Consider the following 14,568-nt stretch of genomic DNA (forward strand, 5'->3'; position numbering starts at 1 on the left):
CGGGATTAATAGACCTTCAGCAGAGAGTATAAGAATTGCTACGAGATCTTCAAGCTCAATCAGCTTACATTTTTACTTTGATAACCGACAAAGACCAGGGCGCAGAATTAAATTGTATTTTATTCTTTTTTATGACAACCTCCGCCTCCTTAGGTGAAACGTTTAAAGGGTTTTCAAATGAATTTTCAGCTTCCGGATTATCGCTTTGCAGCGTTGTAACTGTAGCTTTCGATGCAAATTTTTTCCCTTCTAATTTAAACAAATTGCTTTGCGCTTTGCCCGACGCGTTTACTACCTTGATGATGAGTTCATTGGTATTTGTATCAATCACTGAAGAAACATACAAGCTGTCCTGCCCCGTTAGCGCTTTTCCATCGCGGGAGGCATTAACCACGTGAGTTCCCTTGTTGGTCGAAAAAAGTTTCTGCACATAATAATCAGTGGTGCCATAGGATTGAAGGTTATTTACCCAAATCAAATCGGGCTTCCATTGCCAGGCATCTTCATGTGCAAACAAAGGTGCATAAGAAGCCATATTTACTACTGCAGCATTTCTTTCAAGGCCCGTCATAAAAGCAGCTTCTGATATAGCGGTGGCCATATTATTTTTATTATTCACACTTACCGTACGATCACTTTGAGCCGCATATTCCCCAGCAAAAACTTTGGAGCCCGTACGCGGATAATCATCATAGCGGGAGGCGTTTTGCAAGAACCATTCAGGGCGGCGGTAATAATGCTCATCAATAATATCAGCGCCCATTTTCCTTTCTTCAGTATTCAGATAATCAAAACGCTCTCCATCGGGGTCTGTGCCCGAGCTTACCACCAGCTTAAAATCAGGGTATTTTAGTTTGATGGCGTTAAAAAATATTTTCAAACGATCAATGTATTGCGGGCCCCAGTTTTCATTTCCGATGCCCATCATTTTTAAATTGAATGGAGCGGGGTGTCCTAATGAAGCGCGGAGTCTTCCCCATTTCGTGTGTGCATCGCCGTTAGCAAATTCAATCAGGTCCAGGGCATCCTGCACATACGGATCAAGCTCGTTCAATGCTACAGATTCAGCCGTGTTAAACTGGCACGCCATTCCACAATTTAAAATCGGTAATGGCTCCGCTCCTATGTCTTCCGCCAGTTGAAAATATTCATAAAAGCCAAGGCCAAATGTTTGAAAGTAATCCGGTGTTGGCCGGTGCTGAAATTCAGTGTTCCAGCGGTTGATAATTAAATGCCTTTCATCAATTGGGCCAATTGTATTTTTCCATTGATAGCGGTTTGCCAGGTCGCGGCCTTCTACAATGCAGCCTCCGGGGAAGCGGATAAAACCCGGTTTCATATCCGCCAGCAATTGAATCATATCCGCTCTCATGCCGCCGGGCCTGCTTTTCCAGGTATCGGAAGGAAACAATGAAATCATATCCAAATCAGCAACACCTGCGCCTTCAAAAAGAATTCTGAATTTTCCCTTCAATGCAGTTTCGGTTGCATTAATGCTGGCAGTTTCTTTTTTCCATTCACCCACTTTGCCTGATGGGAGTAAATCTGCGCCTCCAATCGCCCTTCCGGAGGAATCCAATAACTGAAGATGAAGCTTTAAGCCGGGGGTTTGTATCCTGCACAAAATAGAAAAATCATAACGCAGATTTTTTTTGATACCCATGCCCCGGAAGCCTTCGTTGGTAAGGCTCAGGGAATCTTCAGCATTTTCCTTCGAAACTCTTGCAAACCGCGGGTTACGGCTATTTCCATCCTGCCGGTTGAGCATGAGCACCGTACCTTCAATAAATTTATTCTGCTGAACCTTCCAGCCCATAAGCGGCATCGAAAATTCAAATGAACGGTTCTTAATCATCTCTGCATAAATACCTCCATCTGCGCCAAAGTTGATGTCTTCAAAAAAAACGCCCCACATCGCAGGATGCACTTCTGCAATGGTTTTGCCTGCATTAATAATAACAGGTGATTTGGATTGAGCCACTGCATTGGAACATTGAAATCCCAATAGCATTAAAACCGCAATTAAACTTTTTGTGAGGTTCATTTTTCCGGAATTTTTTTAAAAGCATTTTTGAAAACATTTGGAATATGCTATTAACAAATATAAACACGTATTCAATACATAGTAGAGACAAGGTATGCCTTGTCTCTACATTCTCAAAATAAAAAACAGGATCATTTGCCCGTTTACTGATCCTGTTAAACTAAATGAATATGTTATTTGATTACACTTTCTTATTTATCCAAAGAAATAGTCCATTGCAAGGCATTCAACATCATGGGCTTAGTGCTGGTGGCATGAGTGCCATTGGCAATTGGAAAAAATTCAACATTTGTAGCGCCAGACATAGACGTATCTGCAATGTCTAAATTAACATTATTTGCCACTTTACTGCTTCCGGGCGCCCCTTTCTTCACGGGATAATTACCACTCATTGAAATTTTATAAAGCAAGATTATGGAAAATGTAATTTGGCGCATCTACAAAAGAAATAAACAGGTTTAACTAAATTTTAAGTTATAAAATAACAAATACAAAATTCAAATACATGACTTTTATAATCTGATTCCCCACCATTTCAAATGATTTCATGAAAAAATTATACATCGCTCTCCTCTTTACTTTTGTAGGTAACGTATCATTTGCCCAGACAATCACAATTTCAGGACAGGTAAGGGATGAGCATGAAGATAAGCCGGTAAACGAGGCCGTAGTGGCTTTACTCACACCAAAAGATTCTTTTTTATATGCTTTCACTCGAACAGATGCTGAGGGGAAATATGAAATAAAAAATGTAGTACCCGGGAAATATATTTTAATGACTTCCCAGCCAAAATATGCTGACCTGCTCTCTGATATAAATGCAGAAACCAATACCACACTCCCCGCCACCTTGCTCATGTCAAAGGCAGAGCTGTTGCAGGCTGTAATCGTGAAGACGGGTTCGCCTTTAAAAATCCGGGGAGATACAACAGTATATACCGCAGACAGCTTTAAAGTAAGCGCCAATGCCAATGTAGAAGAGCTGCTTAAGAAATTGCCGGGAATACAGGTGGATAAAGACGGCAATATAAAAGCTATGGGCGAAACCGTACAAAAGGTTTTAGTAGATGGAGAAGAATTTTTCGGAGATGATCCGGGCATGGCAGTAAAAAACATCCGTGCAGATGCCGTAAAGGAAGTACAGGTATTTGACAAAAAGAGCGAAGAATCGGAATTCACGGGCATTGATGATGGCAAAACGCAAAAAACAATTAATCTGAAGCTGAAGGATAATAAAAAGACGGGCTATTTTGGAAAGGCAGATGTGGCGGCGGGGCCTGAAAAACATATTGACAACCGGTATAATGCCAATCTTATGTTCGGTTCGTTTAAGGGAAAAAGAAAGTTGTCGGCATTTCTTTTAAACGGCAACACGGGCCAGGATGGCCTTAGCTGGGAAGATGAGCAAAAATATGGCGGCAATGATAATTACTCGTTGGACATCACAGATAACGGCGATCTAAGTTTTAGTTACACCGGTTCAAACGATGATGAGCCCTACGTGGATGCCAGAAACGGCTATATGACCAACGTAAATGCAGGCGCGCAATACAGCAACAAATGGAATGATGAATACAATTTGAGCCTTTCACCCAAGTATAACAGTCAGCGGTATACGAATAATAAAATCACTTTTACGCAAACGCAAATCGGCGATTCTGTTTTAAATGTGAACTCAACTGATAATAATAATGTAAACCGCTATAACTTTAAAACGCATGGCGTATTAGATACAAAACTTGATTCGTTTAATTCGATAAAAATAATTGCCAACGCCAATTTTTATCACACTGAAGGCAATGATATTTTGCATTCTGAAACAACCGGAAATAATGGTACATTAAAAAATGCCAGCGATCGTAATTTGGGCACCAATAGCGATAAACAGGGCCTTTCAGGCAATATTATTTTCAAACATAAGTTCAAAAAAGAGCGGCGTACCTTGTCCTTTACCGGCAACTGGTATTCACTTGATAATAATGGAAACACATTGTTGCAATCATCCAACCAGGCTTACCTGGATGGAAATCTATCCGGCAGGCAAGACCTTAACCAGCAGAAAAATTATGAACAGGCTACTCAAACATTATCTGCCGGAATCACTTACACAGAGCCGCTTACCAAAGAACTGTCGCTGGAATTAAAATACCAGGTGACTTATAATTCCGGGAAAAACAACCAGGTTACCTACAGCTACCAGGATGCTTCGGGCAAATATGATTACCTGGTGGATTCTTTATCAAATGATTTTAAACAAAATATTATTCAAAATATTCCTTCGGCGAGAATCAATTTTGGCAATAAAAAATTAAAGCTCAATATTGGTTCAGGTTTTGGTTTCACTCATTTTGATTTAAAAGACGTTACTTTCAACAAAGATTATCTCAGGAATTACACTAACTTCTACCCTTCTGCCAATGCCACGTATACTTATAAGCCAAACCACAGCATCAGGCTTTTTTACAACGGCTACAGCAATCAGCCTACAGTTAACCAGTTGCAACCCTTAAGAAATAATACAGATTATTTTAACCAGGTAATTGGCAATCCTGATTTAAAGCCTTCGTTTGTAAATAATTTCAGAGCCTATCACCAGAGTTATAATTTTCTGAAAGACTTCTGGACGTATCAATCAGTGTATGCAAATGTTACCCAGAATGCTATTACCACCAACAGCATTATTAATCTTGATTCAGGAAAAACCATCTCGCAACCGATTAATGTCAGTGGAAATTATTCTATCAATTTTTATGGCGGCATTGGTTTTAAAGTGAAGAAAATTGATACGCGTTTTAATTTTTCGCCCGAGATTAATATTAGAAGATATGCGAGCGTAATTAATAATGAGAAAAGTTTTTCTAAAACCGTCGCCCCTGGCATGAATGCTTACATTTCAAAATCTAAAGAGAAAAAATATGATCTGTCAGTAAGTGATGAAATAAATTATAACAGCAATGTAACCACGCAAAACGATAAAAAAATTCAATACTATTCCAACATATTGTCATTTTACGGAACGGTTTATTATAAAAAGGTTTGGTCCATTAACACGGACTATAATTATTTCTACAGGGAAAAAACGATTGCTTCTGACCAGGATTTAAAAACCCACATCTGGAATGCGCGGCTACAGCGCACTTTTAAAAACGATGAATTCACTGCTTACTTTTTAGTGAGAGATATCCTGAATCAAAACGTAGGCATCGACCGCAACTTTTATGGAAATACCTATACACAACAAATTAACGACAGGCTAAAAAGATATTTCATGATAGGCTTTACATGGAATTTTAAAAACAAAAGTTCTAAATAATATTAATAACCTCTTTTATGAAAATGAAAATATTTTTATCTCTGATGCTTTCTTTCTTTTTTGCCGCAGCGCATTCACAGATTTTTATCGGCAAAGGCAGCATTGAATATGAAGTGAAGGCCGACATAAAAAAAACAATGGGCAACAACAATTGGGAAGAAATGTTGAAAGATAAATTGCCGAGATTTAAGACAGGATATTTTACGCTCACCTTTGACAAAGACCAGAGCATTTATAAATTTGATCATTGGGGAGCGCCGAAATTACCCGATTTCATGTTGCAGGGAGAAGATGAGGAAAAGTATTTTTTTAATTATGCTACCGGCAAATACTCAATGCAAAAAAATGTGGAAGGTAGCATTCTAACAATAGCCGATAGTATCCCAAAATTGAAATGGAAGTTAGTGAATGAAAACAGGGAGATTGCGGGTTTTAACTGCCGCAAGGCTTATGCGGTGATGCTTGATAGCGTTTACGTGTTTGCATTTTATACTGAAGAAATTACCTTGCCGGGCGGCCCTGCCACATTTCATGGATTGCCCGGAACCATAATGGGCATCACGGTTCCAAGATTGTATACTTCATGGATAGCAACCAAAGTGATGGTGAATGGCGTTGATGCAGCTTCAATCAAGCCCATCGAATCAAAGAAAAGTATTTCACTAAATGATCTTACTACTATAATTAAAGATCGCTTTAAAGATTGGTATAGTTCAGATGATCCGGAAGAAAATAAGGAAATACAACAACGAAAAGCTATATTTCTCTGGCAGACTTTATTGTAGCGGCAGTTATTTAACACGCTCGCTTCACTTAGTCAAAATGCAAAATAAAAATCTTTTATTTGCTGCTTCACTGTCATTACAATTTATAACGATTAATCAGTAAGCCCTTTGCCATCCATTATACGACCGGTATATTTTTCAATCCTTGCCACGCGGGTTTTAGATTGTTTGGCAGAAGAAAAATAAAGAAGATAGCCCCGTTGACGGCCCGGCGTGAGCGCTTTAAAGGCTCTTTTTAATTCAGGGTTTTTTCTTAATTCTTTTTCAAATTCTTCGGGCATATCAAATTCCCGGGTTTTCTTCAAAGGCACTTTTAATCCGGCTTTTTCCACTTCGATGGCTTCATAAATACAGGCTTTCAGAGATTTTTCAGCTTTTGTAATTCCCTTTGCTGAAGTAAATCGTGCCTGCCTTGCTGCCTGTACATTTTCCGTTTGCTGAATTAAAATATTTTCCGGGTCTTTAAGTAATGAGCCTTTAAAAAAAAGGAGAGCGCAGTATTCTTTGAAAATATGAATCAAAACAATGTTCTTTTTTTCAAACGTGTAGCAAGGGCAGCCCCATTTCAATTCTTCATTTAATCCGCAATCAAGAACGAGCTTTCTTAATTGCTTAATTTCTTTTTGCCACTTTGTATTTTTTTCAAAATAAAAATCAACTTTTGGGTTCGTGTTATTCATAAAAATTTTTTGGTTTAAAAAATTGCCATGAGGTAACACCTTTTGAAAAGATGCCACCTCTCTAAACCCGCAGCGACCCGCGGAATCCCCTTGCAGCATAATACGAGTCTGCTCCATTGTGATAGGTAAAAATATGGTCGTACCTGCGGTCGCAAAAGATCGCGCCGCCATGCTTCCTGATCGCCCCAGGCGTTTTTATCCAGCTTGAAGTTTTTAAATCAAATTGGCCTAATTGCTGCAAACGGCGGTATTGTTCTTCGTCTAAAATTTCAATCCCCATTTCTAAAGCCATATTCACTGCGCTATCCGCCGGTTTATGCTCTTTTCTTTTTTCAAGCGCCTCATGATCGTAGCAAAGGCTCCTGCGGCCTTTCGGGCTTTCGGCAGCACAATCAACAAAAATATATTCACCGGTTTTTTTGTCAAATTCAATCACATCAGGTTCTCCGCCGGTTTCTTCCATGCGGTCAAGCGATGTCAGTTTTTCGGGATTAGTTTGAAGTTTTGTCAAAACTGTGTCCCACTCCAAACCTTTGTGCCGGTTGCTGTTTTTAAGGAAACGCGTTTCTAAAATATTTAATAAACCCGCATATTTTTCCGGCAATGATTTTTTCTTATCGTTATTCATTGTTGACCATTTTTAAATTTTATAACCCGGTTTCATTTACTTCGCCAAAAGCAATCTCCTGCCCGCCGGCCTGAAATACCACGATAGTATTGTGAGTATCAAAAGTAATAAAGACGGAAATAGTTCGACTGCTGAATCGCCGATAGCGATATGTGAAAAAAAAGCGCCCGTCATTATAAAAAAGAAACCTGCATAAGCCCATTCTTTCACTATCGGAATGCCTGGAACAAGCACCGCAGCAGCACCTAAAATTTTCCAGATTCCCAGCATCATCAGCAAATAAACCGGGTAACCCAAATGAGTGAGCATGTCTATACCGCCCTGCCCGTTCTTCTTCATCAATTGCATTAAGCCAGTGGAAACCATGCCCAGTGCAAGCCATATCGTTGCGATCCAGTAAATGATCTTACCGGCTTTGGTGCCTGTAAATTTTTTGTTACTCATACTACTTATTTATTTTTTAATTTATTTACTACTTCCTGCAGGCGGTTGTGCGCCATATTAATTCCAAATGTAAAAGGCAATTTCAGCACCTGGTCTCTTTGCGCAGCGGATTCATAAATCACATGCATATTGAGTTTGCTGACCTCGTCAGAAATTTTTTCAAATTCATACACTTCAAGCTGAACGCCAAACGGCGAATTGTCCATCTCAAAAGTGCGGGTGATTTTTTGATTAGAAATAAATTCGTGTATCACACCGGAAGCGCCAAAAACTTTATTCCCGTTTTTGTCTGTTGTTTCATATTGATAATTGCCATGCTTTCTGCTTTCCATCTTCAGCACCTTGGTTCCCATCCATTGCGCTACAATTTCAGGGTCTTCATAGGCTTTAAAAAGCAATTCCAGCGGCAAATCAAATTCGCGGGTGATGGTTACATCTTGTCTGCCTTCATCGGCTTTTACTTTTGTTTTTTGTTCCATATCTGTTTTTAATTTTGAACAAGTCCAATTATGTTTCCGTTAGTGTCTTTAGCACTTGCTACTAATCTTCCTCCGCCAACATCATTTATATCGCGGATGATTTCAGCACCCGAATCAACAAGAATTTGCAAACTCATTTTAATGTCGTCAACATGGAAGAAGGCTACTACTCCTCCTTCAGGATTACTTGTAACCAAACCTATGTCCTGGTTTCCAACCTTGAAACCAATGTAATACGGACTGTCAGCATACGGTTCAACACCTAGGAATTTTGTGAATGCGGTTTTTGCTTCTGTCATATCCTTAACAGGATAAAGAATTGTTTGAATACCTTTGTTCATAAATTTTTATTTATTTTTTGTTGCCTACTCTTTTTGGCTTTCGGCTTATTCCCGTTTTTTGAGTGGTTGCTGCTCCACTATTTTTTTGTTTTGTATTTTTTCATTACGCTTTCCAGCTTATTAAAACGGTCGTCCCACATCTTGCGGAAGGGTTCTATAAAGTCTGCCACCTCTTTCATTTTTTTTGCATTAATGTGATAGGAAATTTCCCGGCCCTTTTGTTCCTGTTGCAGCAGTTCGCATTCGGTAAGTATCTGAAGATGCTTTGAAACCGTGGGCCTTGCCGTATCAAAGTTGGCGGCTATGGCCCCGGCAGTCATAGATTGCGAAGCCACTAATAAAAGTATGGCCCTGCGCGTAGGATCGGCTATAGCCTGGAATACATCTCTTCGTAAATTCATTGCGTAGCTATTTGACTACAAATATATATGAAGTCATTTAGCTACACAAATATTTTTTATTTTTTTTTGGAAGAAGTCAGCGCCTTATCATCGGAATAAAATTATTTGCAGAATAAAAATTCACGATATTTATTGGTCTGCTGCTTTTAATGGTTTTTGTGCACCGGCGCCATTCAGCCTTCTTATTTTTTCCCGCTCCCCTACTATCCAGATAATATCGCCCCATTCAAATTGGGTATCTGAATCAGGATTTAAAATGCGTTCCTTGTTTCGTTCTATACCCACTACGAGGCCATTCGTACGTTCGCGAATGCCTGACCCGCGGATGGTAAGGCCCTTCAGGCGGTTATTTTCATCTACCACCATTTTTTGCAGAATAATGTCTTCTGCGGGCCGGTCATTTATCTCAACGCTCGAAGCCTCTTCAAAAACAGGCTTAAATGTCTGCATCTGTTCATCAGTGGCAATCACACCTACATCATCAAATGGCAGAAGGCGGTTGAACCGGTTTGGCGCATAAATCAGGTTACCGCCTCTTTTTATGTACGCGATATTAATTCCGAATTTTTCGCGCCAGCCAAGTTCTGCCAAAGTTTTACCAATATATTCTGCATGAGGATTTACTTCAAGGCTAATCATGTGGGCATCCCAAGGGGATAAATCGGATTGGGGCCTTAATTTTTTTTGTGCCAGCTCGTCTTCATCTGCTATTTGCTGCGCCAGCAATTGCCTTTCGTTAAGGTTGCTCAAAAAGCGGCCTTCAATGCGGTGATAGAAGAATTTTATCTTGTTAGAAAAAAGGATAAGGACAACAACAATTACGGGCACTGCCACCAGAATGGCGATGGTGGTGGTGAAAAGCCTGTCAACCCAAAAACCAATTAATAATATGCCCGCTATCACCCTTGATATTTCAAGAATGAGCAATGGACCGCGGCTATACTTTTTTTGTATCCACAATTCTTTATAGGCCGTTTTATCGGGTTTCTTTGCCATCAACGCCCAGAGAAAAGGTGCTGCCACGCCAAGGGTAGCCACCAGCGCGATTATGCTGCGTAAAAGATTGTTGTCAATATTTCTGTCAAGAAACGGGATAAAGAATTTAACCGATATCAACATAAGGGCAAGTAAAATAATACTGTTCGTCACAATAATATTCATGTAAGACATCATCACGGTTTTCCAACGGCTTTCTGCCTGTATATTTTGCGTACTGAATGAATAGCTGTTGAGCCTGTCCAGCCACCGGGGAGGCATTTTTTTTTCGATATAATTATACAGGGGTTCAGAAAATTTAATCATGTAAGGGGTAGTAAAAGTAGTAATGGCCGATGCCCCCACAGCCACCGGAAATAAAAATTTGCTGGTAACGCCGAGTGTGAGGCCAAGCGTGGCAACAATAAAAGTAAATTCACCGACCTGCGAGATGCTCATACTTACTTGTATGGATTGCTTCAGGGGCTGCCCCGAAAGAAGTGCCCCTAATAAGGTGCTAAAAAACTTTCCAAACAAAGTGAGCAGCGTAACCCACAGCACAGGCCACCGGTAGGCTACAATCCCCTGCGGGTCTATCAGCATGCCGATAGAAACAAAAAATATTGCGCCAAATAAGTCTTTTACCGGCTTTAAGATATGTTCAATTTTTTCGGCTTTGGTAGTTTCGGCTAAAATAGAACCCATAATAAATGCGCCTAATTCTGCGGAAAAGCCAGCCTGCGTAGCTACCACAACCATACCAAGGCACAGCCCCAGCGACAGGATAAGCAACGTTTCTTCATCCAGTAATTTCTTTGCTCTTCGCAACAGGCTCGGGATTAAAAAAATACCGGTAATAAACCAGAGAATTAAAAAAAAGATGAGCTTCGCAAGCGTAAAAAACATTTCCGAACCCTGAAATTGCTGCGACACGGCCAATGTAGAAAGCAATACCATCAGCAACACCACTACAATATCCTGCACCACCAATACACCAAACACCACCCGTACGTATTGTTGCGTTTTTATTTTTAATTCTTCGAACGCTTTGATGGTGATCATCGTGGAAGAGCTGGCCAGCATGCCACCAAGAAAAAGACTATCCATCCTGCCCCATCCCATCCACCGGCCAAGGTAGAAACCCGCAATCATGATAAAGATAATTTCTACAAAGGCGGTGATGGAAGCCGAGCCCCCTACACGGATTAATTTTTTAAAGCTGAATTCAAGGCCAAGGCTAAACAGAAGGAAAATTACGCCCATCTCAGCAAGCGTCTCAATATTTTCAGTGTCAGCAACGGTAGGCGTCAGAGACAGGTAAGGGCTGATTAAAAATCCGGCAATAATATAACCCAAAACCAACGGTTGCTTTAACCGGCGGAATACAAGCGTGGTGATGGCTGCCGCAATAAGTATCAATGCCAGATCTTCAATTAATCCAGGTAAATGACCCATATAACTTTCTTGAAAAATGAATGGTGTTTAAGATAATATTTAACAGCGAAATTTTCAAAAAAAATTTATAAGGAATGAACTTCATTACCAAAATTATTCTTTTTTAAACTTGGCTGAATCGCGTATCTTTTGCCCTTCTATTTTTTATCCAAAATTTAAACGATGCCACAACAACGCAAGTTCACTTTGAAGGAATCCGATATTCCAACACATTGGTATAATATTATGGCAGACATGCCCAACAAACCTTTGCCGCCCTTACACCCCGGCACCAAACAGCCCGTGGGGCCTGAAGATTTAGCGCCGCTTTTTCCGATGGAATTGATTAAACAGGAAGTAACTTCTGAAAAATGGGTAGAGATACCTGAAGAAGTAAGAAGGCTTTATTCTATCTGGCGCCCAACACCTTTGTACAGGGCCCTGGAATTAGAAAAAGCATTGGGAACAAAATCGAAAATTTATTATAAATATGAAGGCGTTAGTCCTGCCGGTTCGCACAAGCCCAACACAGCCGTTCCGCAGGCGTATTATAATATGAAGGAAGGCATTAAAAAAATCGCCACCGAAACGGGCGCAGGCCAATGGGGAAGCGCGTTAAGCTTTGCCTGCAAATTGTTCAATATAGAGTGTGAAGTTTTTATGGTGAAGGTGAGCTACGAAGGAAAGCCTTATCGCAAAATCATGATGAATACCTGGGGTGCCACCGTTCACGCATCGCCAAGTAATTTAACCAATGCAGGAAGAACTATTTTAGAGAAGGATCCTAATTCGCCGGGCAGCCTCGGAATAGCGATTTCAGAAGCCGTAGAAGTGGCCGCCACTCACGACGACACCAAATATTCTTTAGGCAGCGTATTGAATCATGTGCTGATGCATCAAACTATCATCGGCCAGGAAGCGCTGAAGCAAATGGAAATTGCCGGTGATTATCCGGATATCGTGATTGCTCCTTTTGGCGGCGGGTCTAACTTTGCCGGCATCGCATTTCCTTTTCTTGAAAACAAATTAACCGGTGGCAAAAACATCAGGGCTATAGCGGTTGAGCCTACCTCCTGCCCTAAACTGACAAGAGGAGTTTTCAGATATGATTTTGGGGATACCGTAGGAATGACGCCCTTAATCCCGATGTACACGCTCGGCCACAATTTTATTCCATCGCCCATCCATGCAGGCGGATTGCGCTATCATGGCGCAGGTGCCATTGTAAGCCAGCTATTGAAAGACAAAATTATTGAGGCGGATGCCATCAACCAGACGGAGTGTTTTGATGCCGGAATATTATTTGCCCAAACAGAAGGGATTATTGCTGCACCGGAGGCCACGCATGCCATTGCAGAAGCAGTAAGGCAAGCCAGGCAGGCAGATGAAGAAGGTGTATCCAAAACGATTTTGTTCAATTTATGCGGCCACGGGCACTTTGATTTGAGCGCTTATGAACAATACCTCGAAGGCAAGCTGGTGAATTTTGAAGTGACCCAGGAAGAAATTAATGAATCACTGGCAGAGCTGAATACGCCGGTTATATAAAGTATGCCTATAAACTCTGTAACTGATCTTTCGTATACCTGTTCACTTCCCATTGGCCCGTTATCGGTTGATTAGTTTCAAGACTGGTCCACATGTAAGGTGGCGGGCCAAACTCGGGGGTAACGGTAAAAATATTTGTTCCCAATGATCTCTGGTATTCAAGGATTTTTTTCCAGATATCCATAAAAAATCGAACTGGTTGCTGCCAGTTTGGTAATCTTGGATCAGGGATTTGCGGACCTTCGGTAAATCCGACCCGTGCATGAATATGCTCAGTTCTGCAAATTGCTTCGTCAAGTTCTTCAGCAAACATTTCTAAAAAACTTTCAGTAATATCGGATTACACTCTAATGAAAGTTCCAAATAATATTCAAAAGATTTGCAAAATCCGGCAATAGTTCTACCATGTACCTGGTGCTGATGGCTTACAATCGATAAGTCATATTCTTCAGGTAAACAAACAAATTCTCTCCTTTCTTCTTTTTGTTCCGGCAGCCATGTGTCCACTCCGTCGTAGCCGGCATTTTTAACCATAGAAAAAAAATTGTCTACCGGTAAATGTTCCAATCCCCATTGCGGGCAAAGTATTTTGGTTCCGCTGATCAGTATGCTATTTAGATTTACTATAAATCAAAGGATTCTGATGATCATCATTCAGCAAATCGCCAATCTTCAATTTCGCTACCTGTTCATCGGTCAAAATATTCTTAATCCCGTTAAAAGTAGCGCCATCAGGCATATAGGCACATGTCATTGCGCGACGGAAACCGTTGGTCATATTTGCTCCTGCACCATGAATCGTCAGCCCGTTATGAAATGAGCAACTTCCAGCTTTCATAGGCACTGATTGAGATGTTGTTTGAATAAATTGGGGATAAAAATCAAAAATTGCATCCATGTTCTTTCCAATACCCGGGTTATCAAAAGTAGTGGTATGATAAGAACCAGGTATAAAATACAGGCATCCGTTTTCCAATGTGGCATCATCTAAAGCAACCCAGATGGACAAGGCCCTCCTATCGCTAAAAGACCAGAAGGGAGTATCTAAATGCCACGAGGTAGGATTAGCCCAGGGGCGTTTGATTAGAGCCTGGTCGTGCCAAATCCTTGTGCCTTCCCATCCAGCCAAATCCGCGATAATTTTACCGAGGTTTTCATTTAACATTAGCTGTTTCACCTTGTCATTTGTTTGCCACAGGTTCAGCATCTGGTCAAATACTTTAGTGTAGTAATCAGCATCTTTATTGATTCCATCGTCTTCATTCATTTTAGTATTACTACCCGGCATTTTTTGGCCATTTCTTTCCTTAATGGCTTCTGTAACCGCTTCACGCCAGAATTCCAACTCATCTTTGGTTAAAAAATCCTCCACAAGCAAAAACCCATTCTGCTGGTAGAAAAGTATTTGTTGTTTTGTAAGTTCTGTTTTCATTTTCCTTGTATCTTAAATAATTAAAAAAATTGATAATACCTCGCACAATTATTAAATAACCTCA

The 14,568-nt window shown here is 40.5% G+C and carries 15 protein-coding genes; 3 read left to right on the forward strand and 12 right to left on the reverse strand.

Translation table 11 applies throughout. The annotated features are described in order from the left end of the window. Positions 1-64: 64 nt before the first annotated feature. A complete protein-coding gene (locus EFY79_RS14755; protein WP_233578019.1) occupies positions 65-2,044 on the reverse strand; it encodes an alpha-L-arabinofuranosidase C-terminal domain-containing protein in 1,980 nt (659 codons plus the stop codon). A 191-nt stretch (positions 2,045-2,235) separates the two neighbouring features. Beyond that, a complete protein-coding gene (locus EFY79_RS14760) occupies positions 2,236-2,436 on the reverse strand; it encodes a hypothetical protein (RefSeq protein WP_148041932.1) in 201 nt (66 codons plus the stop codon). A gap of 155 nt (positions 2,437-2,591) precedes the next feature. Here EFY79_RS14760 and EFY79_RS14765 point away from each other — a divergent pair, with 155 nt between their 5' ends. Continuing rightward, a complete protein-coding gene (locus EFY79_RS14765) occupies positions 2,592-5,357 on the forward strand; it encodes a TonB dependent receptor (protein WP_123121481.1) in 2,766 nt (921 codons plus the stop codon). Between the two features lie 17 nt (positions 5,358-5,374). Next, a complete protein-coding gene (locus EFY79_RS14770; protein WP_123121482.1) occupies positions 5,375-6,142 on the forward strand; it encodes a GLPGLI family protein in 768 nt (255 codons plus the stop codon). A gap of 92 nt (positions 6,143-6,234) precedes the next feature. Here the strand turns inward: EFY79_RS14770 and EFY79_RS14775 are convergent, their stop codons facing one another. From EFY79_RS14775 to EFY79_RS14805, 7 genes are all read right to left on the reverse strand, one after another. Beyond that, on the reverse strand, positions 6,235-6,822 hold the full coding sequence (locus tag EFY79_RS14775) for a YdeI/OmpD-associated family protein (protein ID WP_123121524.1): 588 nt from the start codon (positions 6,820-6,822) through the stop codon (positions 6,235-6,237). Between the two features lie 61 nt (positions 6,823-6,883). Further along, positions 6,884-7,450 carry a DUF4256 domain-containing protein gene (locus EFY79_RS14780; protein ID WP_123121483.1) on the reverse strand — a complete coding sequence of 189 codons (567 nt, stop codon included), beginning with the start codon at positions 7,448-7,450 and terminating at the stop codon, positions 6,884-6,886. 36 nt (positions 7,451-7,486) lie between these two features. After that, the gene (locus EFY79_RS14785; RefSeq protein WP_123121484.1) at positions 7,487-7,894 is read right to left on the reverse strand and encodes a DoxX family protein; all 408 of its coding nucleotides are present in this window, start codon (positions 7,892-7,894) and stop codon (positions 7,487-7,489) included. Positions 7,895-7,899: 5 nt separating this feature from the next. Then, positions 7,900-8,373 carry an SRPBCC family protein gene (locus tag EFY79_RS14790; RefSeq protein ID WP_123121485.1) on the reverse strand — a complete coding sequence of 158 codons (474 nt, stop codon included), beginning with the start codon at positions 8,371-8,373 and terminating at the stop codon, positions 7,900-7,902. Positions 8,374-8,381: 8 nt separating this feature from the next. Then, entirely contained in the window at positions 8,382-8,714 is a 333-nt protein-coding gene (locus EFY79_RS14795) for a VOC family protein (RefSeq protein ID WP_123121486.1), read from the reverse strand. Between the two features lie 77 nt (positions 8,715-8,791). Then, on the reverse strand, positions 8,792-9,115 hold the full coding sequence (locus EFY79_RS14800; RefSeq protein ID WP_123121487.1) for an ArsR/SmtB family transcription factor: 324 nt from the start codon (positions 9,113-9,115) through the stop codon (positions 8,792-8,794). Positions 9,116-9,244: 129 nt separating this feature from the next. After that, positions 9,245-11,545 (reverse strand): cation:proton antiporter, encoded by a 2,301-nt coding sequence (locus tag EFY79_RS14805; protein WP_123121488.1) that lies wholly within the window; start codon positions 11,543-11,545, stop codon positions 9,245-9,247. A gap of 162 nt (positions 11,546-11,707) precedes the next feature. On the opposite strand from EFY79_RS14805, the gene EFY79_RS14810 reads away from it, so the two are divergent. Next, positions 11,708-13,072, forward strand: coding sequence for a TrpB-like pyridoxal phosphate-dependent enzyme (locus EFY79_RS14810; RefSeq protein WP_123121489.1), 1,365 nt, complete (start codon positions 11,708-11,710; stop codon positions 13,070-13,072). Between the two features lie 7 nt (positions 13,073-13,079). Here the strand turns inward: EFY79_RS14810 and EFY79_RS14815 are convergent, their stop codons facing one another. The 3 genes from EFY79_RS14815 to EFY79_RS14825 form a co-directional block, all read right to left on the reverse strand. Continuing rightward, positions 13,080-13,385, reverse strand: coding sequence for a hypothetical protein (locus EFY79_RS14815; RefSeq protein ID WP_123121490.1), 306 nt, complete (start codon positions 13,383-13,385; stop codon positions 13,080-13,082). A 2-nt stretch (positions 13,386-13,387) separates the two neighbouring features. Continuing rightward, a complete protein-coding gene (locus EFY79_RS14820) occupies positions 13,388-13,606 on the reverse strand; it encodes a hypothetical protein (protein ID WP_148041933.1) in 219 nt (72 codons plus the stop codon). 76 nt (positions 13,607-13,682) lie between these two features. Next, entirely contained in the window at positions 13,683-14,504 is an 822-nt protein-coding gene (locus EFY79_RS14825; protein WP_123121492.1) for a phytanoyl-CoA dioxygenase family protein, read from the reverse strand. Positions 14,505-14,568: the final 64 nt, after the last annotated feature.

The sequence above is a fragment of the Hanamia caeni genome (assembly GCF_003721595.1).
GTDB classification, from domain to species: Bacteria; Bacteroidota; Bacteroidia; order Chitinophagales; family Chitinophagaceae; genus Ginsengibacter; species Ginsengibacter caeni.